Raw genomic sequence first — 21310 nt, 5'->3', positions numbered from 1 at the left:
TGAGCAGAGTTGAGTGAAGCGGAACGGCGGTAGTTCGCATTTTACCGCCGTCCCCCCCCATTCATCGGCCTTTGTCGGCGATGCCTTCGAGGATGCGTTCGGAAGCGTGTATCCCGCGTTCCATTACATTGAGATCAAAACTCTCGTTGGGCGCATGCAGGTTGTCCTGCGGGAGGAACAAGCCCATCATCACGGAGTCGAGACCGAGTTCGCGCTTGATGTCGGCAATGATCGGCACGCTGCCGCCTTCGCGCAGGTAAAGCGGCGGCTTGCCGAAAGCCTCCGCGATGGCGGTATCCGCCGAACGGAAGGCGCGCGCCAGCACCGGCGACTGGTCGGGGGGCGTGTTGGAGCGGTCGGGCGGAACCACCACGTAAGGAATGCCGCCGTGCTGGTCGATGATCTTGAACGTGACGTCCGCCGGCATTCGTTCGCGGATCGTCTTGTAAAGGAGTTCGCGGATTTTTTCCGGCTGCTGGTTGGCAACGAGGCGGCAACTGATTTTCACGAACGCCTTGCTCGGAATGACCGTCTTGGTGCCCTCGCCCTGATAGCCGCCGCCAATGCCGTTGAACTCCAGCGTGGGCAGGTAGCGCGTGCATTCAAACGGCGTGTAGCCCGCCGTCGGATGAAACGCCGGGATGCCGAGAAACTGCCGGTACGCCTCTTCGTCGCCGCCGAGTTTTTTCAGTTCCTCGCGCTCCCACGGTTCCACGTCGAGCACATCGTCATAAAATCCCGGGATGTTAACGCGCCCATCCGGCGTGTGCAGCGAGGCGCAGAGTTCGGCGATGGCTTGTATCGGATTACGCAATACGCCGCCGTGCAGACCGGAATGCAGGTCGCCCTTGGGGCCGGTGACTTCGACGTCGCAGAGAACGAGTCCGCGCAATCCGCAAGTGATGACAATCTGCTCCGCACTGGGACTGCCGGTGTCGGAGAGGAGAACGAGATCGGCTTTTTTGAGGCGGTCGCGGTAGTCGTTTAAAAATTTGGGGAAACTCGGACTGCCCATCTCCTCCTCGCCTTCGATCATGAAGGTGATGCGCAACGGCAGGTCCGGGCGGCGCGACAGCAACCGGGCCACGCCGGCAATGTGCGTGAGGAGCGGGCCTTTGTTGTCGGCGGTGCCGCGCCCCCAAATGCGACCATCGCGCACGACAGGGTCGAACGGCGGTGTGGTCCAGAGGTTGAGCGGGTCGGCGGGCTGCACATCGTAGTGACCGTAGATGATGACATGCGGCGAGTTTTCAGGAGCGTTGCGCTCGGCCAGGATGATCGGGTGCTTTGCGGTCCGGATAACCTCAACGGCAAATCCAAGCGCCCCGAGCAAGTCGGACAAAAATTCCTGCGCCCCCTGCATTCCCGCCTTCGACGTGGAGTCGGTGGAGATGCTGGCGTGGCGGACAAATTGTTTCAGTTTTTCAACAGGATCGAAATCAAAAGCCATGCCGCCCACGGTGGAGAAAGTGAACGCGGCTTCCAGCCGCTTTTTGCGAACCGGGGGGGGGGGGGGGGAAGGGTAACTCACACAGAAGTCAGGCTTGCGACGGAGCAGCGGTTTTCTGCCGCTCTCCGTCAAGGACGCCGCGTGACATCTATTACTTTTTCCGGGCGGTCGCCTTGGTGGTGGCTTTGCCCTGTCTGCCTCGGACCGGGGAAGGGCGTTTTTTCTGCAACGCACCCGTGTGCTTGGACGCGGTCGCAGACGGACGCTTTCCTTTTCCGGCTTTCGCCACCGGCTTCGCCAGAACCTTGGGTTGAACCTTCCGGGCTTTGGCTTTTGCCACCGGCTTTTTACCGGCGGCGGCAGAAGAGGTCTTTGAAGACGTGGCTGTGGCAGGCTTGGAACCGCCGCCAGCACCGCCGGAGCGTCCGCGGGCTGCGGGCATGGCGGGCCGCGATTGACGCAACTCACGGATGAGCAAACTCATGTCGCGGCAGGTCTCGTTAAGCGTGTCGATCAGAGACTGCAGAGCCGGCGCCGTAGCCGTTGTGGCTGCCACTGCGGTTACTTCATCTGGATGAACGTCTGCCCCTGATGTTCGAAGGGCTTCGCGTCCGCCGGTATCTCCACAAACACGCCCCCCGTCTCGCCCTTCACCATCTTGAACCGGAACTGCTCCTCCAGCGCGCGCAACTTCGTCAGTTGCTGCTGCAAGACCGTCAGATTCGCTGTCGCCGCGCTCTGCATCTCGGCGCTCTGTCGAAGCTCCACCTGCAAGGCCTCGCGACGGGCTGTCAGTTGTTGAAATTCCTTCTCCAGTTCCGACTTCTGGGCTACCAGCGCCTGAACCTTCGCCTCCAGCATCGCCATCTCCGTCTCCCGCATCTTGACGCCCTCGATGTCCGTCTGCGTGAGCAGAGCCGCACTCCCGAAGAACTTCATGCTGAACACTGTCGCCGCGCAGATCAGAATCGTCAGCACCACGGCCAGAATCATCATCCAGATGACTGTCCGCCTCGACGAGTCGCTGCCCTGGCGCACCTCTTCCTTGATCTGCGCCGCCGAGTTCTCCTGCTGGCGCATCGTCTGCGTGAACAGTTGTTCCTGCCGCGTCCGCGACTCCTTGGTCAATTCCTCCAGTTCCTTCGTGTCCACCGAGACCGGAGGCGGCGCCTTCACTTGTTCCGCCAGCAACTGCACTTCCTTGCGAGTCTGCTCCAGCATATCGTGAAGTCCATCCTGCGCAATATGGCTGGCCGCGCTCATTTCCTCCAGTTTCTGCGCCAAAGCCTCCGGACTGTTCATCGTGGAGAGCAGTGACTTCATCACGTCCAACATTTCCTCCCGACAAATCTCGCGGAAGCGCTCGAAGAGCGTGCGACGCCATTCGACGTCCATCTCTTGCAGGCGCAATTGGGCCTTCTGCTGAAATTGCGTCAGGTATGTGGGTGTATTCGACATAATAGATTCCTTGGTTTTCATCGATTAAACAGATTTCGCCATTTTCCTGGTCAGTGACTTGCCAGCTGGAAGGGGAGATTGTCGCCACGTCCGCGCCCAGAACGACGAGTTCGGCGAGGAACTTGTCACGACGTTCCTCCATGGGCAAATCGTCGGCGCAGTTGAGGACCATGCAGCGGTGCATCAAGGTCGTCACAGTGTCGAGCATGGGAAGAGACTCAGTCATGGGCGAAAACAGAAGGTGGTTGGTTATCAAAGAGGCGGCGAAAGGGAGGGCGTTGCGCACCACAGGGTCCAAAGCGGGCAATCTTGAGGCCGGCCAGCGAATGTGAACCTGTTGTTGGTGACGATGGTGACGAATGGCATGTCTTTGCGAAATAAATGGGTGAGAGTGCCATTTACAGATCAACCTGTGAAGTCGGGCAAACACCCGACCCTGCTTTACCGAATGATATACGGCGAGTTACAAAACAAAAAACATAAAAAACTTGTTTCCCCTTCCCTCTGCCGGCCTCCTTTGCTTCCCGTTTATGTCAAGAACCGTGTCCATTCACAACGAAGTCGCCCGCCTGTCATTTCCATCATCGGCGGTACAACGTCTGATCCACATATTGGATGCACACGCGGGGCGCTTTGTCGCAGGCGGGGGGGGGGGGGGGGGAGGGATTCCAGACGGCGAGCTTTCGCTGGCCTTTCTCTCAGATGCCGCGCTGGCTCGTTTGCACGCCGACTTTTTGGATGATCCCACGACAACGGATGTCATCACGTTTGAGGCAACGCCGGGCATGGGTTCCGCCGGGGAGATTTGCGTGTCGGTCGATACCGCTGCGCGCTACGCCCGGGAGCACGGCCACGATTTTGCCGAAGAACTGGCGCTCTACATCGTGCACGGCTGGCTTCACCTCGCCGGCTACGACGATCTGCAACCGATGAAAAAACGCCGCATGCGCGCGGCGGAAAAGCGCGCCATCGCCCTCCTTCGTCAAGCCGGAGCGCTGCCGTCGTTCGTTCTTCGCGCACCGAATGCGAAAGTTCCCGTCCGCCGTTCGCGCTCGATTCGCTCCGACTAAAAACGTTGATAAATCCGCCTTGCAGCACCCAGCGCGGGCGGACACGTTTTGCGCTTCCTAACGTCATGCTCTCCGAAGCGTATCTGCCTTTTGTAGTTCAAGTCATCCTTGCCACCGGCCTCGCCGGGGTGATCGTCGGGCTCAGCCATCTGCTCGGCGAACGGCGCAAAAAAAACAATGCCATCACCGACCAGCCCTACGAGTGCGGCGTGAAATCGGAAGGCATGCGCCACTCGCGTTTTTCGGTGAAGTTCTACGTCACCGTGATGCTCTTCATCCTGTTCGACATCGAAGTTGTTTTCCTCCTCCCCTGGGCCTTCATTTACCGCGAATTTCTGGCCGAGAACATCTCCATCCTCGGCCCCGTCATGTTCTTTCTGGGCGTGCTTGTGCTCGGCCTGTTTTACGAGGTGAAAAAAGGCGCCCTTGAGTGGGAACGCTAACGCCGCCGCCGGCGCGCCCTCCGACCCAAGCCGAATCATCCCATGCGGCTGGAAAAACACATCGCACGCAACCGGATCATTGACCTGCAAAGTCGCGGATTCAAAGACGCCCTCGAAGAACTCCTCGGCGTCGCCACAAAAGGCTTCCCCGACCTGAAACGCGACACCGTCCTGCGCAGCCTGCTCCAACGCGAGAGCACCATGACCACCTACCTCGGCCACGGTGTGTCGCTCCCCCACGTGCGCCTCAAAATGAGCCGCCGTTACCTCATCGCCATCGGACGCAGCCGCGACGGCATCCCGCACGACGGCGGGTTGAAGGATGAAAACATCCACCTCGTCATCCTGCTCCTCGCCGACGACCGCGCGCGCGACTACCTGCAAGTCCTCGCCACCATTGCCCGCCTCGTCAAAGACCCCGACCTCGTCACCTCGCTCGTTCAGGCCGCCGACCCCGCGGAGCTTTTTCAACGCCTCATCACCAGCATTGGCGGCCTGCAGGCACGCTCGCTGCAAGCCCAGCGAAACCGCATCAACCGCCTCATGATCCGTGAAGCCGGACGCGTGGCGCGTGGCGCGAACTGCGATTCGATCATGATCTTTGGCGACACCTTTGTCGGCGGCATCCAGCCCGGCTCTTGGTTCCCGAACAACAAGACCATCCTCGTCACCCGCAACCTCGTGGAACTCGACGACGACGATGACGACGACCGCAACGAAGTCATCCAAGTCCGCTCCTTCTCCCAACAACGCCTCGCCCAACTGCGCAGCGCCATGTTTGTCGCGCTCACCCGCGGCATCATCTCCTTCAACGACCGCGTGTGCTGCGTCGGCGGCATGGCTGGCAGCAACCAGTTCGACACCGTCGTGATCGTGGACGTGGAACGCGAATTTCAGACACTCCTCCACGGCCAGTCCGAACTGCTCCCCGACGACGTCAAACCCGAGGTGCTTGAACGCGTCCTCGGCATCGCCACCGAGATCGGCGTCGAGGGCCGCGAAGGCAAGCCCGTGGGCTGCTTCTTCGTGCTCGGCGCCACCGCGCAAGTCGAGAAACTCGCCAAGCCCCTCGTCCTGAATCCATTTTTCGGATACAAAGAGGAGGACCGCAACATCCTCAACCCCTTCATGGATGAAACCATCAAGGAATTCGCCACCATCGACGGCGCGTTCATCGTGCGCGGTGACGGCGTCGTCATGACCGCCGGCAGCCTCATTCAGGCGACCGACGGCGACCACGTCCTGCCCAGCGGACTCGGCAGCCGCCACGCCGCCGCCGCCGCCATCTCCGTGGCCACCGAATGCGTTGCGATCGTCGTTTCATCGAGCACCGGCCAGGTCATGCTCTTCCGCCGAGGCGTCATGCTCCCGCTGACCGAGAAAAAAGGCCGGTAGAAAAGCCCCCCCCTCCCCCCCCCCCCCGCTCACCGACGCAACCGGTACGTAGTCCGGTAATCCCGCGGAGCCTGCCCATGCTCCAGGTGGAAACGACGCGAAAAATAAAACTCGTCCTCGAACCCCACCGCCACCGCGATCTCGTGGACCTGCAACGTCGTCTCGACCAGCAACCGGCACGCCTCGCGCATCCGCAACCCCTGCAAATAACGCGCCGGCGGCATCCCCATCGTCGCCACCCAACGCCGCCGAAACGTCGTTGACGAAAACCCATGCTCGCTCGCCACCGCGTCGAAATCCACCGCCGCCGCCAGCCGCAACCGCAACCCCGCTGCAATCCCCCGGATCACCTCATCCGCCGGATCACTGGAACTCGGCGCCAACCACGTCTCCAACACCAGCCGCTCGCACACCCGGTCCACCCGATCCACCACCGCCTCCGGCTCCGGATGCCGCGCCAGTTGCGTCAACTCCGCCACCAACCCCTCCACCACGCCCGGGTCCATGATCGGCCACACCGGACGCTCCGGATCGAGCAACCGCGCGTGCTGAAGTTTTGGATACAACGAACGGTCATACACGATATAAAGCTCGTCCCACGTCTCCTGCGGCACGAACGGACCATAATCCAGCCGCTCGCCCGGCCACTGCGTGATCACGCACGGCGCCTGCACCGGCCACACCCGCCCGAAACGATGAAACTCCCCCCGCCCCCGCAGGATCAGCGAAAAATTGCACGTCTCGAACGCCGTGCGAACCCAGTCCCGCTTCCGCCACGCGTGCCCCGCCGTCGCCACCGGAAACGCCGATGGAAACCGACGCTGATACGGCGCCCAGTGTTTGGTTAGAAAATCCAGTTTTTTGGAGCCCGGTTCCATTGATCCACAAAAAGAAGTCTGCTAATGTGACCGCCCTCATTCTTGTTGCCATGAAAAAAGCACTCTTCCTCTCCGGCGGCTGGCCGGGCCACCAACCTGAGAAAATTGTCCAGCTTCTTGCCGGCGAACTCCAGCGCCACGACATCGCGTGCGACACCGAAACCTCGCTCGACATCCTTACCGACACCGCCCGCCTGCGCACCTACGACCTCATCTCTCCCTGCTGGACCATGGGCCAGCTCACCAAGGACCAAACCCGCGGCCTCCTCGACGCCATCCAGGGCGGCGTGGGTCTAGCCGGCATTCACGGCGGCATGGGCGACGCCTTCCGCGGCAACCTCGATTACGAATGGATGGTCGGCGGCCTCTTCGTCGGCCACCCGCACGTCGGAGACTACACCGTCCGCGTGCGCGACATCACCAGTCCCATCACCGACGGCCTCCCCGCGACCTTCCCTTACAAATCCGAACAATATTACATGCTCGTCGATCCCGGCATCCAAGTCCTCGCCGACGCCGACTACGTGCACGAAGGCCGCATGACCACCATGCCCGTCGCCTGGGTCAAACGCTGGGGACGCGGACGCGTCTTCTACTGCGCGCTCGGCCACGCCCCGGAAGAGTTCGTGCAATTCCCCGCCGCGCTCGCCCTCACCACCCGCGGCCTCCTCTGGGCCTGCGGAGCCCTGTAATCAATTAACCACTACATCCCTTTCTTCATGAAAAAAGCATACTCTTCACCCGCCGCGATCAAAGTCGGCGTCGTCGGTTACGGCGGCGCATTCAACATGGGGCGCCAGCACCTCAAGGAAATGCAGGCCGCCGGCATGACGCCCGTGGCCGTGGCCGAGGTTGATCCGGCGCGCCTCGAAGTCGCCCGCCAGGACTTCGCCGACATCCAAACCTACAACTCCGTCGCCGACCTGCTCGCCCGGTCCGACGTGGACCTCGTCACCGTCATCACCCCGCACAACACCCATGCCGACCTTGGCCTGCAAATCGTCAGCGCCGGACGCCATTGCGTCCTGGAAAAACCCATGGCGATCACCACCGCCGAGTGCGACGCCATGATCGACGCCGCGAAGCAACAAGGCGTCATCGTCAGCACCTATCACAACCGCCACTGGGACGGCTGGATCATGAAGGCCGTCGAGGTCGTCAACTCCGGCGTGCTTGGTGACATCGTGCGTGTGGACCTGCGCATGGGCGCGCGCGGCCAGCCCCGCAACTGGTGGCGTTCCAGCCGCGTCATTTCCGGCGGCATCCTCTACGACTGGGGCGTGCACCTGCTCGAATACGCCCTGCAAATCGTCAAGGGCGACCTCACCGAAGTCAGCGGCTACGCGTGGGAAGGCTTCTGGGCCGCGGAGCCTAATTCCCCCTACCCCGCCGCCGAGATGAACGAAGATGAGGCGCAACTCGTCGCCCGCTTCTCCAGCGGACAGCGTATCAACCTCACCCTTACACAACTCGACGCCGCCCCGGAGCGCGGGAGGGTCAAGATCGTGGGCACGCGCGGCGTCCACCTCATCGACTGGCCCGACTACGAGACCACCGTCAACCTTCCCGGCGGCGAGACCCAGATGACCAAGGGCAAGTGCCCGCCTTCGCAGGGGGAAAAGTTTTACCAAAACATCGCCGCCCACCTCACCCAGGGCGAGCCGCTGGTCATCACCGGCGAATGGGCGCGCCGGCCCATCCACATCCTCGACCTCGCCGTGCAGAGCGCCCGCCAGCACCGCGCACTGCCCGCCGTACACCGGTAGTCCGTAGTGTCTCGACTTAAGTCGGCGCAATGTCGAAGCGGACAAATGCGCCCTAAAGAGCACCGCCGTCCTCCGCCGCGTATTCGGCGAGGACGAGTGGATCGGTCTCGGCGGCGCGGTTTGGTGTCAGGCGGGCGAACTCCCCCAGTCTCGCCACGGCCCAGACGGCATGGGCGCGCACCAGCGGAACCGGCCCGGCGGCGTGGCGCAGCAGGACGTCCAGACAGTCGCGCGCTTGTGTATTCCCTGCAACAATACAGGCGTTGCGCAACAGGCCGGCGAGCTTTACCCGCTTGATGGGCGTTTTGCGAAACACCGCGGCAAAACGTTCGGGGGTGAGTTCCAGCACGTCGCGCAGGGTCAGGTCGCGGATTTCAGGGCGGGGAGTCAGCAGCAGGCTGCGGCTCTCACACGCGAAGCGATTCCACGGGCAGACTTCGGCGCAAAGGTCGCATCCATAGATGCGATTGCCGATGCCGGCGCGCAATTCGCGCGGGATGATGCCCCGATTCTCAATCGTCTGGTAAGAGATGCAGCGCCGGGCGTTGACCACGCCGGGCGCGGCAAAGGCCTGCGTGGGGCAGGCGTCGAGGCAGCGGGTACACTTGCCGCACAGGAGTCCGGATTGGTTGCGCAGCGAGGCGGGGCCGGGCAGCGGGGGGTCGGGCAGCGGGGGGTCGGGCTCGATGTCGATCCGCGCCAAAATGCCCGCCAGAAAAAGCCAGTTGCCGTAGTGGCGCGAGATGAGCATCGCGTTTTTTCCTTGGAATCCGAGGCCGGAGCGGGCCGCCCAGCCGCGTTCGGCCACCGGCCCCGCGTCCACGTAGGCGCGGTAGTCGCCGGGGTGGATGCCGAACATCTCCTCAAGGATGCGGCCGGCGGCTTCCAGGCCCGGACGCAGCGTGTCATGATAATCCGAATACAGGGAGTAGCGGGCCCAGACGGGGGGGGGGGGGGGGGGGGAGGGAGGGAGGAGCCTTCTGGTTGGCGCCGTAGTTCACGCCTAGCATGATGATCGTGGCGACGCCAGGCAGGGCGAGGGCGGGGGCGAGGCGTTTGTCGAGGGTGCGCTCCATCCAGTGCATGTCGGCGTGGTGGCCGGCGTCGATCCAGGCGCGCAGGCGTCCGCCGTCGTCCAGATGGGTGGCGCGGGCGAAACGCACGTCATCGAACCCGAGCGCCTTCAATCGGGCGCGCAAAAGCTCACGGATGGACTCCATGGGGTGCCGCCGGGCGGCCTTCGAGGTTGCGTTCGCGCTCGCGCAGGAAGTCCGCCGCGTCGCGTTGATAGGCGCGCAGGACGTGTTGCACGATGTCGGGCATCTGCCGGTTGTCGGTCAGGATCATCGTGCCGGCGCGGCGGTAAATGGGTTCGCGCGCGGCGTAGAGGGCGCGGATGCGTTGTTCGGGGTTGTCCACGTTGAGCAGGGGGCGGGTGGCGGTGCCCTGGCCTTGGGTGCGCTGGAGGATGGTTTCGAGGGAGGCGTGCAGGCAGATGACAACGCCTTTGCTTTTGAGCAGGTCGAGCATGCCGGGGGGGACGATCAGGCCGCCTCCGCAGGCCACGACTTCGCGCGTGGGGGCGTGGCCGTTTTCGACAAATTCGCGTTCCATGACGCGGAAGGCTGCTTCGCCTTCCGTGGCGAAGATGTCCGGGATGGTGCGGCGTTGGGCGCGTTCGATGAACTGGTCGCTGTCCACCCAGTGGTAGCCGAGGCGTTGCGCGACGATGCGGCTGACGGTGGTTTTGCCGGTGCCCATGAAACCTACGAGGTAGAGGTTGACGCCGGGTGTGTTCATTGCAGGCGGTGCTGGGCGGCTTTAATCGACCTAAATCGAGTTAAATCGATTTAAGTCGAGGTGATGGCGGGCCTGGGGGGGGGGGGGGGGAGGTTACTTTTTGTCCGACGCAGGGGCGGCGGCGGGGGTGATTTCGAGGAGTTCGACGTCGAACACGAGGGTGGCGAAGCCGGGGATCTTGCCGCCCGCGCCTTGTGCGCCGTAGCCGAGTTCGGAGGGGACGTAGAGTTTGATTTTACCGCCTTTGCCCACGAGTTGCAGGCCTTCGGTCCAGCCGGGAATGACGCCGTTGAGGGGGAATTCGGCGGGTTCGCCGCGTTCCACGGAACTGTCGAACACGGTGCCGTCAACGAGCTTGCCGGTGTAGTGAACTTTCACGGTGTCGGCGGCCTTGGGTTTGTCGCCGTTGCTTTCGGCGATGATTTCGTAGGCGAGGCCGCTGGGGAGGAAGGTGACTTTGGGGTTTTGCTTCAGATCGGCGAAGAATTTTTCGGCTTCGGCTTTGCCTTTTTCCGAGGCCACGGCTTGGGCGGCGGCCTGACGGGTGCGGAGGAGTTGGTCGATGGCGGGGCCGACTTTTTCAAAGTCGGGGCCGGGTTGGCCGTCGAAGGAGGTTTTGATGCCTTTGAGGATCGCGGCCTGCTGGTCGGCGGTGAGCTTGGTGAGTTGGAATTGCTGGCCGATCATGCGGTCGCCGATGAACCAGCCGAGGGCTTCGAGGGTTTCGGCTTCGGTGTAGGTGGGCGCAGAGGCGGGGGCGTCCGGTTTTTCGGCGGTCTCGGCAGTCGCGGCGGGGGCGTCCGAGGCTTGGAGCCCGGTGGCGAGGCCGAGGGCGAGGAGGGACAGTTTTAAGGTGTCAGTGAGTTGCATTGGTGTGGTGTTGTTAGTTGCTGATGTAAGCAAAACCGCCGCGAGGAGCCGGGCGAGGGTGCTTGCAATGACCGGCGGGGGCATCGCTGGCAAATCCATACTACGCAGGACGGCTCGCGACTTCCCGGCTGCGCAGTTCGCTTTGCCTTCGCATTCCGGTTTCGGTTTTATGTTACATCATGGCCATGAACAAAACACCGCTCACCGTTTACACTTACGCCAAATGCAGCACCTGCCGCGATGCCACCAAGTGGCTTCGGGAGCACGGCATCGCCTTTGATGAACGGCCCATCCGCGAGACACCGCCTTCCTTGGGTGAACTGCGTGCGATGCTCGCGGCGCAGGGCGGTGAAATCCGCCGGCTTTTCAATACTTCCGGCATGGATTATCGCGCGCAAAATCTCGCCGCCACACTCCCTGGTTTGAGCGAGGCCGCCGCATTCGAGTTGCTTCGCGGCAACGGCAATCTGGTCAAACGCCCCTTCGTGCTCGGCTCCGATGCCCACGGGGGCGCGATCGGTCTGGTGGGCTTCAAGCCCGACGCGTGGGCCAAGGCGCTGCTCGGCTGACAGGCCGGCGATTACCCGGCGCGCGTCGCGTCGATTACCTCGACGCGTCCGCCGCTCAAGGCCCGCCAGCGGATGTTCCAGCCTGCGATGGTCATGCCATACTCGCGGCCTTCCTCGCGCTGATAGGCGGGTTGCAAATCGAGTTGCAGCAAATGCCGGATTAACGCCAGCGTGCGCGCCCCCGCCTCGGTGTTGTTACCGTCGCGCCCGACAGGGGAATCGAGGTCGGTGGTTGCGGGGCCGCGCAGGAATCGGGCGGCGAGTTCGGGGGCGATCAAGACGGCGTTCGCGTCGCGCACTTGCGGAGCGCCGCCGGCCCAGTCGGCGCGCGCGTCAGGCAGCGCTTCGCACCAAGGCAGGTAAGGCTTCACATCGAGGACGGGCGTGCCGTCCACGGCGTCGATCCCGGCGACGCGCAATATGAGCGTGGGCTCGGTCTCAATCGAGAGTAGGCGCACCAAGCTCAGTCCGATGGGGTTGGGCCGGTTGGGGGAACGCGAGGCGAAAACGCCCACGCGGTCATTGCCGCCCAATCGGGGGGGACGCACCGTGGCCGCGCCTTTCCACGCTGGCGATTGATGAAACCACGTTACCAGCCACACGTGGGAAAAGGCCTCCAGGCCGCGCACAAAGTCGGCGCGGGCAAACTCGGGCGCGAACTCGACGCGGGCTTCGGCTTCTTCGATCAGGCCGCTCTGGCGGGGGACGCCAAATTTCTCGGCGAAAGGGGTGCGCAAGGTCGCCACCGCGCGCACTGCGAATCCGCCGGCATCGTTCGCGCCCGCGTCGCGGGGCGCAGCGGCGGCGGGGGCGGCGGGGGGGGGGGGGGGAGGTTGGTGGCTCCCGCTCAAAACGACACCTCCACGGGTTGTGTGATGCGCATCACCGAGTCCTCGCCCGTGGGTTGTTTCCACGCCGTGCGGATCTCGTCGATTTTACGCGATGCCTCCCCGGTGGATGGATGCACGATGATAACGAGTTTGCTTCGCTCTCGCAGCACCGGTGATCCGGGGGATTTGCGCCATTGCCCATAGATGTCGGCGACGGTCAACCCGTCGGGAAAACGCGGCGTGACTTCCGTATCCAAAAAACGCGTCCATCGCAATTCTGCATCGGCCGTCAGAGCAGTCTCCGTCCAGTCTCCGATGGAGAAATAAAGCTCCGTGCGCGACCAGAGGTTTTGCGCCGGGGTGGCGGATGCCGCCGGCGCGATGGCTTGGGGCTCCGTGCCCGGTCCCGATGCGCAGCCCGATCCCATCATCGCCACCATCACGGACAGGACCGCCGTCAGGGATATCGCCGCGCCCCGGAAACACGCACCGTTTTTCTTCATGATCGTGGAGATGAGGCCTGGCACCGTGGCGAGTCGAGCGCGGAAAGTGAAACTGCCGCGCTTTGATCGAACGCGGCATCGGGCGCGGCAAAACGCCCTTGGTCTGCATCAGGTGCGGTGCGGGTTGCGGGGGTTGAAAACGTTCGCAGCCGAACAAGTTCAAACCTTGCGGACATTTCACTTGGCAAGCCTCCCGCCCGGCCCCAAGAAACACGACTTCTTTCGCGGTGACGCCTGCCGTCCCGCGGTTTTGTCAGTCAACTCCCCCTCTCTTTTCGCGCTCACTTTTGTTCCAATCCCGATCCCAAGTCCGATCCCAATCTCAAGCCCAATCCAACCAACATGGCGTTTCCCATCAGCCCGCAAAAAGCCCTTCGTGAATGGAAGCTCTACTTCTTCGTCATCCCGTCGCTGGTGCTCATCTGCACCTTCTCCTACTTCCCCGCCGCGAGCGCCATCTACCACAGCTTTTTTGAGTGGTCGGGCGGTGACACCAAGCAGCTCATCGGGTTCGACAACTTCAAGCGCGCTTTTGGCGACGATGTGCTTTGGGGGTCGTTCAAGACGGTTTCGATTCTGATCGTGTTCAACCTGTTTAAGATGATTCCGTCGATCCTCATGGCGGTCATGATCCACCGGCTCAAGAGCGACAAATGGCAGTACGTTTACCGCGTGTTTTTGGTCGTGCCGATGATCGTCCCGAGTCTGGTGACGTTGTTCATCTGGAAGTTTTTCCTCGATCCCAATCTGGGCGTGCTGAACAACGTGCTCAATTTCACAGGCATCAAAACGCTGCTGGTGAAGATCGACGCGGTTTTTGGCTGGGGCATTTTTTTCGATAACGTCCCCATTGGCTGGCTCTCGCAGCCGGAGTTGATTCTGCCCTCGCTCTTCATTTGGGGTTTTCCGTGGATCGGGGCCGTGGGCGTGCTGATCTATCTGGCGGGCCTGCAAAGCATCGGGCAGGAGGTTTACGAAGCGGCGGAATTGGACGGCGTGGGGCCGTTCAAAAAATTTCTCTACATCGAACTGCCGCTGATTTTGACGCAAGTGCGGCTTTCGCTGGTGCTGCTCATCATCGGCACGTTGCAGGGCTACGGATTGCAGTTGCTGCTGCTCGGCGAATCGGGCGGGCCCGGCGGTCGCGGCATGGTGCCCGGCCTCTGGATGTACAACCGCGCGTTCATCGCGGGCGAGTTCGGCTACGCCTGCGCCATCGGCATGATCCTCTTCGTGTTCATCCTGTCGCTGACCTACATTAACAACAAATACGTGAGGGTTGAAAAATAACGCACCATGAGCGCCACCACCAAAGATTTCGTCGGTTCGCACAAGCAAAGGGACTGGCCCAAGCACATCGTCATCCTGTTCTTCCTCTGCATCGAGCTGTTCCCCCTCTACATGATGATGCAGGTGAGTTTTAAGGATAACTCCATTTTTATCCAAAACCCCTGGCTGCCCGCCGCGCCGTGGACCGTCACCGAGACGTTCCAAGGCGTGGAGGGCAACACCGAGCAAAAAACGCGTGTCGCCGCGTGGACCGAGGTGTTCACTTCGGCCAAGCCCTCCGACCCGGCCGTGGTGGCAACGTCGATGCGGTTCGACGCGTCGGTTTACAAAATTCGCAACTGGGGCTTCGGCCTCAAGCTCATCGGCCCCTACATTGCGAACAGCGTGTTCGTGTCGGTGTCGGTGACGGTGATCGCGATCACGCTGGCGATCGGCGCCGCGTATTTCTTTGCCCGATACAAGATGCCGTTCAGTCCCGTGCTCTGGCTGGCGTTCATGATCCTGATGCTCCTGCCCGGCGTGGCCAACATCGTGCCTCTCTTCAACCTGCTCAAAAACATGGGGCTCTTGAATACGCTTTGGGCGCTCATGATCGTAGGCATCGCGGGCGCGCAGGTGTTCAATATTTTCGTGTTGCGCAATTTCATCGAGGACTTGCCCAAGGACTTGTTCGAGGCGGCGGAGATCGATGGAGCGAGCCATTTCCAGCAGATCGTGAATGTGGTGATTCCGATGTCGGGACCGATCATCGGCACGCTGGGGATTCTGGCATTCCTGCACGCGTGGAACGACTTTTTGCTGCCTCTCATCGTGCTGCGTGACAAGGAACTGTTCACGCTTGGCGTGGGCTTGATTTACCTCGACGGCGAGTACGTGAAGCAGTGGGGCCAGATCATGTCGGCCTACTTCATCGCGTCGATTCCGCTGATCGTGATTTTCCTATTCTGCATGAAGCTCTTCGTCCGCGGCCTCTCCGCCGGCGCCGTCAAGGGTTGAGTTGCGTTATTGAGCGCGGCGGGGAGAGGACTGCGGCATTTGTCAGTGGGGTTTGACAAGTAATACTTTTAACCGAAAATCCTTACCATGAAACTGACGGTGAAAGGACAGGTGACCATCCCCCTGAAATTGCGGGAGCGATATGGCATCAGGCCCAACGGAGAGGTGGTTTTTGAGGCGGCAAAAGACGGGGTGCTGATTCGACCTGCCGAAGGCGAACGCATGCAACGCCTGCGCAATGCGCTTCGCCGTACGCGAGGCGGTGCCACGGCTGGGTTGAAAACGGCAGACATCATGCGTCAAACCCGCGCGGAGGACTGAACGGATCTTCCCCTCCCCCCCCCCCCCGAAAAATTAAACGCCCATGGTGCTCGTTGATTCCAACATTCTGATCGATATTTTTACGGATGATCCGGTTTGGGGCGAGTGGTCAGCCGAACAGCTTCTGGCGGTGTCGGTGACGGATGAGTTAGCGATAAATCCACTCATTTACGCGGAGATCTCCATCGCCTACCGCACGGCTGGCGAGTTGCAAAAAGCGCTTCGTCCTTGGCCGCTTGAGCACCTGCCACTGCCATACGAGGCGGGATTTATCGCCGGGCAGGCGTTTCTCGCTTATCGCAAGGAACACAAGGGGCAAAAACGTTCGCCGCTTCCCGATTTTTACATCGGCGCACATGCCCAAGTTTCCGGGCTGCGTCTCCTCACCCGCGATGAGAATCGTTACCGCACCTACTTCCCGAAAGTGACGCTCATCGCCCCATGAGAATGCGGAACCGACATCAAGAAGCAGGGCGAACCGGGAACAAGGCGTTGACGCCCGTTCGCAAAACATGAATTCCTGCCAAGGTGAATCCAACGTCGCCCGCCGCCATCAAACAGATCCTCTGCATCAAGTGGGGAACATTTTACGGGCCACAGTATGTGAATATCCTCTACAGCATGGTGGCCAGAAACATAACCGGTCCGTTCAAGCTGTATTGCTTCACCGACAATGCGGATGGCATCCGCCCCGAGGTCACGTGCCACCCGCTGCCAGAACTCGGGTGCGAGATACCGCCCGGCACCAAGGGCAAGTGGCGTAAAACCGCCTTGTGGGGGAGTGAGCTGTTTGGGGTCACGGGGACCGTGCTTTTTGTCGATCTCGACTCGATCATCGTCGGCAATATCGACGATTATTTTACCTATGGGAGTCCTGAAGATGTCATCACGGCCCGCAACTGGGTGAAGCCGCAGCAACGCCTTGGTCAGACATCAGTCTTCCGGTTCAAGATCGGCTCGCATCCCTACATGCTTGAAAACCTGCGAGCGGACCCGGGCGGAATCTCAAAAAAATATCAATTTGAACAGCACTATGTGACACACGGCATTCGGGGGGGCATCAAGTTCTGGCCCTCGGAGTGGACGCGTCATTTTCGTGTACACTGTCTGCCGGTCTGGCCCTTGCGGATGTTCATTGCGCCCAAGCTTCCGAAAAAGGCCAGAATCATTACGTTTCCCGGTGGCCCGAATCCATCGGATATCATTGTCGGCCGGTGGAGCCCCGATGATGTGCATCGTTCGCCTTGGGGACATATCTCCCATGTGTGGGAGCTTCGCAAGATTCCCGGAGTAAAGTGGACGCGAGAGCTGAAGCGCTACGTTCGCCCGGCCCCTTGGATTTCGCAGCATTGGCGGGAAGATTGATAGAACCACATTCCCTCTCATATATATATCTGATTCCACATGAAACCCGCGTCCCGGCCAGGTAATGAACGGCGAGTAGTCATCTTCAAAAAAGATCTTATTGCGTATTCTGAAACCTTTGTCGTCGAGCAGGCTGCCAACCTGTCTCGCTACAAACCGGCATTTTTTGGCTTTAATCATCTTTCGAGTGGCGACGATCTGCTCAAGAATTTCCAAGTTGAATTTCTATCCACCCGCGGGCTCTTGGGCTGGGGGAGGCGACAGGCTTTGCGCGCCGGATGGGTTGCGCCGCGCTGGCGGCGGCAACTGGAACGCTTTGACCCTCACCTTGTGCATGCGCAATTCGGATTCTCGGGATTACCTGCCTTGCATCTGGCTTGCTGCGCTGGAGTGCCGTTGGTGGTGACATTCCAAGGGTCGGATATCACAACGCGACCTTCGCCAGCTTATTTACACGCTCGAAGGCGGGTTTATCGTGACGCCGCGGCAATACTGGGGGTGGGCAATCATCTTTGTGAAAAGCTGATCGCTGATGGGTGTCCACCTGAGAAGGTCACGTTTCTCACCACCGGGGTGGATTGTCGCAAGTTTGATGCTCCATCCGAGGCAATCAGGCGTCCGACTCTGTTGTTTATCGGGCGATTTGTTGAAAAGAAGGGCATCGCCTTGTTGCTGGCGGCGATGCCTGCTATAATAAAGGCAGTTCCAGAGGTAAATTTGGAACTCATTGGTTCCGGCCCCGATCAACTTCTTGTTGATGAAGCGGCGCGGCAATACCCCAATAATATTACAATTCGGGGGAAGCAACCTCACGCCGAGGTCATTGCCACGTTGAGGCGCACTACATTGCATTGCATGCCCAGTCTCCCCGCCTCCTCCGGCGACAGTGAGGGGTTGCCAACCGTTTTGTTGGAAACACAGGCCGCCGGCGTGCCACCAGTGGCATTCGATACGGCCGGTGTGCGAGAGGCCATCGACAACGGGAAAACCGGTTTGCTTGTTCCGCCCGGCGATGTGCCCGCAATGGCGGATGCCATTGTTACATTATTACGCAATGAGTCCCGCCGTATTGCCATGAGCGAGGCCGCACGCCAACACATACGGACACATTTCGATGTTCGCAACCAGTGCGCCAAGCTTGAAACGATTTACGACCGCGCCATTGAGGACTACATGACAGTATGATCTTCTCACGTCGTAAAGGGTGCAGGCATTACCGAACTATACACATCCATAACCTGTGCCGCTAGCATTTCTGGTGAATAGAGTTCGCGTACTCTAGCTTGTGCATTCTCTGCTTTAAGCTGAGCGAATGCAGGATCGGACAAGGTTGTAATAATGGCCTCCGCTAAGGCGGGGGCGTCTCCATATGGCGTCAAGGTTCCCAATGTCCCGCCTTCGAGGATGTCTGGAATCGCGCCTGAGTCGGCCCCTATAATCGGAACCCCCATCGCCATGGCTTCGATCACAACGAGACCGAACGGCTCTCGCTCGGAGGGAACCAGTTGAATCTCGGAGGCGCGGGTGAGTCGCAATACGTCGGGGCGAAATCCCAGAAAATGCACTCGTGATTTTAGTCCAAGTTCATCTCGTAGCTTTAGCAGTTTCCTGACAAAGCGCGGCTTTTGGTCGATATTGCCTGCCACCAAAATATGTGCTCCGGGATGTTGTTTCAAGACGACCGGCATCGCATACAAAAGCGTTTCGTGGCCTTTTCCCGGTGCTATGCGCCCGGGCAGGATAATCAACCGCGCATCATCCGGCAATGCGAGTTCCCGCCGGACATCCCTCGCCAAGTCATCAGATGGCGTGGAGGCCAGAGGATCATTAAGGGCCAGCGTCGCGTTGGGGATGGTTCGGATGCGGTCTGGAGAGATTCCAGCCTCCTCAATATAATAACGTGCTGTATGGGCGGAGTTTGCGATAAGCAGACCAGCCTTCGCGGCGTCGTGATAGGCGGGGGCATCCCGTAGAATGCGCAAGTGGGTCACCACAGGAATCCCCAGACGCCGATGCAGGTCACATGCCAGACGCGTGGCCTCGGTCAGATGGGCATGGACGACATCAATGCGGTGCTCTTTTACCCATCTGGCCAGCCGACGTTTGATAAAAAACGCATTGAGCGGTAATTCAATGACCCGCAATCCTTCGCGTTGATAGCGCTCCTTCAGGACGCCGCCATCTTTAACTGCAACCACTACTTCGCATCCGGCGGCGGCCAACGCTTTGCTCAATGTTAATACAGATCGTTCAGAACCGGCGAAATTCCGGGAATAAATCAATTGGAGAACTTTCATCGCGATAGTATCGGCAAGCGAATTTTTAGTGCCAGTAATCTTCAATCCACGGGGTTGGTTTTATATAACGCCGCAAACCCTTGCCCTTGCCGATGATGGCATCGTCGGGATTCGGTAATCCATGAAACACGACCACGCGGGCTCCGGCGGGCAGGCGCGGAGTGCGCCAGAGGTTGAACGGGAATTTAGGCATGCAACCGTACTTAAAACTCACGCACCATTCCTTGGGCCAGTAGGTCAGCTTGCCTTGCGCATGGATCTCCCGCGTGAGGTAGGCCTGTTCGTTGCGCACCTCTTGTTTTATCCGGTCAATATTGGCAACGAAGTTGGCAAGAATGTCCGGGTGCGCCCCGGCTTCGAAACGATACACCGAGGAGTTGCCAGTGATGCGCCAAGGCTTTTGCCAGTCGTGGATAATGCAAAATTCGCCAGGATGATCGAAAAAACAATCCAGCGAGCCCACGATGACCACGTCGATGTCCAAGAACAGGGTCGGACCGATCAGATCCGCCAACGGGGCGTTGAAGGTGGAGAGCTTGCGCCAGCCGCGTTCCTTGTCGGGCGGCAAGTCCATCGGCGGGAGCGATTTTATTTCGATGTCGCTCGTCAGACCGCTGCCGTCGTCCGTGAAACAGATGAAACGATGCGGGCGTGCCAAGTGGCGTTTCACCATGGAACGCAGCTTGTTTACAAACTCGGGACCATACTTTGTCCCCCATTTCATGCAGATCACATTGACCATGCGGCGGGACGATAGGAATGGCCGGACGTTTGGACAGAGCAAAGTCATGAACTCACAAACGCCTCGGTGCGTATGCTGCCCGCATGACGCTGTTGTCAGTCTTGACCGCGACCAGCTCATCAGTCCGCATGTGTTCTCTCATGCAATCAACCAAAGCTTGATCCGATGACCCACGACCCGGCGCAATCACTGCTTATCGCCCCTCCCCCCCCCCCCCGCAACCTGCTTGTTGTCCGCCTGACTGCGCTCGGTGATATTGTGCAATCGCTCCAAATCATCCAATCTGTTGCCCGCCAATGGCCCGGATGCCGCATCACTTGGGTTGTGCGCGACACCTTTGCACCGCTCGTCGAAGCCGCCCCGTTCGTTCACCACGTGATTGCCTATCGACGCAAAGCCGGTTGGCGCGGCTTGCTCGAAACCATCTGTCTAATCCGCCGCGAACGCTTTGACATGGTTTGGGACATGCACGGGCTGATCCGTCCCGCGTTAATGACACTGGCTGCACGTTCGCCGCAAAAGTGGGGACGCAAAAACAGCAAAGGACTCTGCGGCCTCTCCTATAACCAATTTGTTCCGACACCCGCTGACCCTCCGCCCCACCATGCGATGACCGTCCATCAACAATTCCTTCGCACGGCTGGCCTTGATAGCACCATCGACATCCCGCTTTCCCTGAAACCCATTTCGCAGACAGGCCAACTCGCCGACGATTGGAAGCCCTTCTTTAACAACGACTCCAAACGAGACTCCGGCCCACTTTTTGTCATGTTTACTGACAGCAGCGCGGCCAATAAAATGTGGAACGGCTACGAGGCCCTCACCCGCCTCATTTGGGTCAACTACCCCGACAGCCGAGTTGTCTGGTGTGGCCTCAAACCCCTCCCCCCCCCCCCGATGCGCCGCCGGGCCGCTTCCTTGACCTGCAAGGCAAATGCACCCTTCACCAAATGATCACCATTGTGCGGCAACCCTCGATTTTTATCGGTAACGACAGCGGCCCCATGCACCTCTCCGCCGCGCTCGGCAACCGCGTCCTTGCCCTCTTTGGCCCCACCTCGCCCAAACGCTTTGCTCCCTGGCCTCCCGGCGCACCCAACACTCACGCCATCACCTCGCCTACCGACAACCTCGCGGATCTCTCTCACGACGCCGTTTTTGACGCCCTGCAAACACTCCTCCAACGCGCACCCGCAGCCGCAGAATTCGATTCAAATCCGGCAACCCCATCCACTGACCCGCTCCTCACATGATCCCATCCTCTCCC

26 protein-coding genes are annotated in these 21310 nt (G+C 60.5%); 14 read left to right on the top strand and 12 right to left on the bottom strand.

The window, feature by feature from the left end; translation table 11 throughout:
* Nucleotides 1-61: 61 nt before the first annotated feature.
* The 3 genes from OBACDRAFT_RS17795 to OBACDRAFT_RS17785 all read right to left on the bottom strand — a co-directional run bounded on the left by OBACDRAFT_RS17795 (nucleotide 62) and on the right by OBACDRAFT_RS17785 (nucleotide 2929).
* Nucleotides 62-1531 (bottom strand): M20/M25/M40 family metallo-hydrolase, encoded by a 1470-nt coding sequence (locus tag OBACDRAFT_RS17795; RefSeq protein ID WP_232767343.1) that lies wholly within the window; start codon nucleotides 1529-1531, stop codon nucleotides 62-64.
* A 70-nt stretch (nucleotides 1532-1601) separates the two neighbouring features.
* Nucleotides 1602-1934 (bottom strand): hypothetical protein, encoded by a 333-nt coding sequence (locus OBACDRAFT_RS17790; protein ID WP_043587997.1) that lies wholly within the window; start codon nucleotides 1932-1934, stop codon nucleotides 1602-1604.
* Nucleotides 1935-2011: 77 nt separating this feature from the next.
* Nucleotides 2012-2929, bottom strand: a complete 918-nt coding sequence (locus OBACDRAFT_RS17785) for a hypothetical protein (RefSeq protein WP_052362206.1) — start codon at nucleotides 2927-2929, stop codon at nucleotides 2012-2014.
* A gap of 521 nt (nucleotides 2930-3450) precedes the next feature.
* Between OBACDRAFT_RS17785 and ybeY the strand changes: the two genes are divergently transcribed.
* The 3 genes from ybeY to OBACDRAFT_RS17765 all read left to right on the top strand — a co-directional run bounded on the left by ybeY (nucleotide 3451) and on the right by OBACDRAFT_RS17765 (nucleotide 5816).
* Entirely contained in the window at nucleotides 3451-3978 is a 528-nt protein-coding gene (ybeY, locus tag OBACDRAFT_RS17775; protein WP_232767341.1) for an rRNA maturation RNase YbeY, read from the top strand.
* 65 nt (nucleotides 3979-4043) lie between these two features.
* Nucleotides 4044-4421 carry an NADH-quinone oxidoreductase subunit A gene (locus tag OBACDRAFT_RS17770; RefSeq protein ID WP_043587994.1) on the top strand — a complete coding sequence of 126 codons (378 nt, stop codon included), beginning with the start codon at nucleotides 4044-4046 and terminating at the stop codon, nucleotides 4419-4421.
* A gap of 42 nt (nucleotides 4422-4463) precedes the next feature.
* Nucleotides 4464-5816 carry a diadenylate cyclase gene (locus OBACDRAFT_RS17765; RefSeq protein ID WP_043587992.1) on the top strand — a complete coding sequence of 451 codons (1353 nt, stop codon included), beginning with the start codon at nucleotides 4464-4466 and terminating at the stop codon, nucleotides 5814-5816.
* A 29-nt stretch (nucleotides 5817-5845) separates the two neighbouring features.
* Here OBACDRAFT_RS17765 and OBACDRAFT_RS17760 read toward each other — a convergent pair whose 3' ends face one another.
* Nucleotides 5846-6694 (bottom strand): helix-turn-helix domain-containing protein, encoded by an 849-nt coding sequence (locus OBACDRAFT_RS17760; protein ID WP_043587990.1) that lies wholly within the window; start codon nucleotides 6692-6694, stop codon nucleotides 5846-5848.
* Between the two features lie 50 nt (nucleotides 6695-6744).
* Between OBACDRAFT_RS17760 and OBACDRAFT_RS17755 the strand changes: the two genes are divergently transcribed.
* Nucleotides 6745-7386, top strand: a complete 642-nt coding sequence (locus OBACDRAFT_RS17755; RefSeq protein ID WP_043588026.1) for a ThuA domain-containing protein — start codon at nucleotides 6745-6747, stop codon at nucleotides 7384-7386.
* A 27-nt stretch (nucleotides 7387-7413) separates the two neighbouring features.
* Nucleotides 7414-8460, top strand: coding sequence for a Gfo/Idh/MocA family protein (locus OBACDRAFT_RS17750; protein ID WP_043587988.1), 1047 nt, complete (start codon nucleotides 7414-7416; stop codon nucleotides 8458-8460).
* Between the two features lie 52 nt (nucleotides 8461-8512).
* Here the strand turns inward: OBACDRAFT_RS17750 and queG are convergent, their stop codons facing one another.
* The 4 genes from queG to OBACDRAFT_RS17735 all read right to left on the bottom strand — a co-directional run bounded on the left by queG (nucleotide 8513) and on the right by OBACDRAFT_RS17735 (nucleotide 11130).
* Nucleotides 8513-9349: a tRNA epoxyqueuosine(34) reductase QueG gene (gene queG, locus OBACDRAFT_RS17745; protein WP_232767356.1), complete on the bottom strand. Its 837-nt coding sequence runs from the start codon at nucleotides 9347-9349 to the stop codon at nucleotides 8513-8515.
* Between the two features lie 16 nt (nucleotides 9350-9365).
* Complete coding sequence (locus tag OBACDRAFT_RS30075) at nucleotides 9366-9680, bottom strand: hypothetical protein (RefSeq protein WP_052362203.1); 315 nt, start codon at nucleotides 9678-9680, stop codon at nucleotides 9366-9368.
* Nucleotides 9664-10260: a shikimate kinase gene (locus OBACDRAFT_RS17740; protein WP_043587986.1), complete on the bottom strand. Its 597-nt coding sequence runs from the start codon at nucleotides 10258-10260 to the stop codon at nucleotides 9664-9666. Before OBACDRAFT_RS17740 ends, OBACDRAFT_RS30075 begins: the two co-directional genes overlap by 17 nt.
* A gap of 93 nt (nucleotides 10261-10353) precedes the next feature.
* A complete protein-coding gene (locus OBACDRAFT_RS17735; RefSeq protein ID WP_043587985.1) occupies nucleotides 10354-11130 on the bottom strand; it encodes an FKBP-type peptidyl-prolyl cis-trans isomerase in 777 nt (258 codons plus the stop codon).
* Nucleotides 11131-11315: 185 nt separating this feature from the next.
* Here OBACDRAFT_RS17735 and OBACDRAFT_RS17730 point away from each other — a divergent pair, with 185 nt between their 5' ends.
* Nucleotides 11316-11699, top strand: coding sequence for an arsenate reductase family protein (locus OBACDRAFT_RS17730; protein WP_043588025.1), 384 nt, complete (start codon nucleotides 11316-11318; stop codon nucleotides 11697-11699).
* Nucleotides 11700-11710: 11 nt separating this feature from the next.
* Here the strand turns inward: OBACDRAFT_RS17730 and tsaA are convergent, their stop codons facing one another.
* Both tsaA and OBACDRAFT_RS17720 read right to left on the bottom strand, forming a co-directional pair.
* A complete protein-coding gene (gene tsaA / locus OBACDRAFT_RS17725) occupies nucleotides 11711-12550 on the bottom strand; it encodes a tRNA (N6-threonylcarbamoyladenosine(37)-N6)-methyltransferase TrmO (RefSeq protein ID WP_081722170.1) in 840 nt (279 codons plus the stop codon).
* Nucleotides 12547-13032, bottom strand: a complete 486-nt coding sequence (locus tag OBACDRAFT_RS17720; protein ID WP_081722173.1) for a DUF3574 domain-containing protein — start codon at nucleotides 13030-13032, stop codon at nucleotides 12547-12549. Before OBACDRAFT_RS17720 ends, tsaA begins: the two co-directional genes overlap by 4 nt.
* 342 nt (nucleotides 13033-13374) lie before the next feature.
* Here OBACDRAFT_RS17720 and OBACDRAFT_RS17715 point away from each other — a divergent pair, with 342 nt between their 5' ends.
* From OBACDRAFT_RS17715 to OBACDRAFT_RS17690, 6 genes are all read left to right on the top strand, one after another.
* Nucleotides 13375-14322 carry a carbohydrate ABC transporter permease gene (locus OBACDRAFT_RS17715; RefSeq protein ID WP_043587982.1) on the top strand — a complete coding sequence of 316 codons (948 nt, stop codon included), beginning with the start codon at nucleotides 13375-13377 and terminating at the stop codon, nucleotides 14320-14322.
* Between the two features lie 6 nt (nucleotides 14323-14328).
* A complete protein-coding gene (locus tag OBACDRAFT_RS17710) occupies nucleotides 14329-15318 on the top strand; it encodes a carbohydrate ABC transporter permease (RefSeq protein WP_043587980.1) in 990 nt (329 codons plus the stop codon).
* Between the two features lie 87 nt (nucleotides 15319-15405).
* A complete protein-coding gene (locus OBACDRAFT_RS17705; protein WP_043587954.1) occupies nucleotides 15406-15639 on the top strand; it encodes an AbrB/MazE/SpoVT family DNA-binding domain-containing protein in 234 nt (77 codons plus the stop codon).
* Between the two features lie 43 nt (nucleotides 15640-15682).
* Nucleotides 15683-16084 carry a type II toxin-antitoxin system VapC family toxin gene (locus OBACDRAFT_RS17700; RefSeq protein ID WP_043587978.1) on the top strand — a complete coding sequence of 134 codons (402 nt, stop codon included), beginning with the start codon at nucleotides 15683-15685 and terminating at the stop codon, nucleotides 16082-16084.
* A gap of 83 nt (nucleotides 16085-16167) precedes the next feature.
* Nucleotides 16168-17004, top strand: a complete 837-nt coding sequence (locus OBACDRAFT_RS17695) for a glycosyl transferase (protein ID WP_198529935.1) — start codon at nucleotides 16168-16170, stop codon at nucleotides 17002-17004.
* A 39-nt stretch (nucleotides 17005-17043) separates the two neighbouring features.
* On the top strand, nucleotides 17044-18189 hold the full coding sequence (locus OBACDRAFT_RS17690; RefSeq protein ID WP_043587976.1) for a glycosyltransferase: 1146 nt from the start codon (nucleotides 17044-17046) through the stop codon (nucleotides 18187-18189).
* A 5-nt stretch (nucleotides 18190-18194) separates the two neighbouring features.
* Here OBACDRAFT_RS17690 and OBACDRAFT_RS25715 read toward each other — a convergent pair whose 3' ends face one another.
* Nucleotides 18195-19301: a glycosyltransferase family 4 protein gene (locus OBACDRAFT_RS25715; protein WP_052362202.1), complete on the bottom strand. Its 1107-nt coding sequence runs from the start codon at nucleotides 19299-19301 to the stop codon at nucleotides 18195-18197.
* 25 nt (nucleotides 19302-19326) lie between these two features.
* Entirely contained in the window at nucleotides 19327-20025 is a 699-nt protein-coding gene (locus tag OBACDRAFT_RS17680; protein ID WP_198529934.1) for a glycosyl transferase, read from the bottom strand.
* A 183-nt stretch (nucleotides 20026-20208) separates the two neighbouring features.
* On the opposite strand from OBACDRAFT_RS17680, the gene OBACDRAFT_RS17675 reads away from it, so the two are divergent.
* Both OBACDRAFT_RS17675 and OBACDRAFT_RS17670 read left to right on the top strand, forming a co-directional pair.
* Entirely contained in the window at nucleotides 20209-20997 is a 789-nt protein-coding gene (locus tag OBACDRAFT_RS17675) for a glycosyltransferase family 9 protein (RefSeq protein WP_043587972.1), read from the top strand.
* Entirely contained in the window at nucleotides 20994-21296 is a 303-nt protein-coding gene (locus tag OBACDRAFT_RS17670; RefSeq protein ID WP_043587970.1) for a glycosyltransferase family 9 protein, read from the top strand. The genes OBACDRAFT_RS17675 and OBACDRAFT_RS17670 overlap by 4 nt, the downstream gene beginning before the upstream one ends.
* Nucleotides 21297-21310 lie beyond the last annotated feature (14 nt).

This window comes from Geminisphaera colitermitum TAV2, from assembly GCF_000171235.2.
GTDB lineage: Bacteria > Verrucomicrobiota > Verrucomicrobiia > Opitutales > Opitutaceae > Geminisphaera > Geminisphaera colitermitum.
This window is presented reverse-complemented; position numbering and strand designations above follow the sequence as displayed.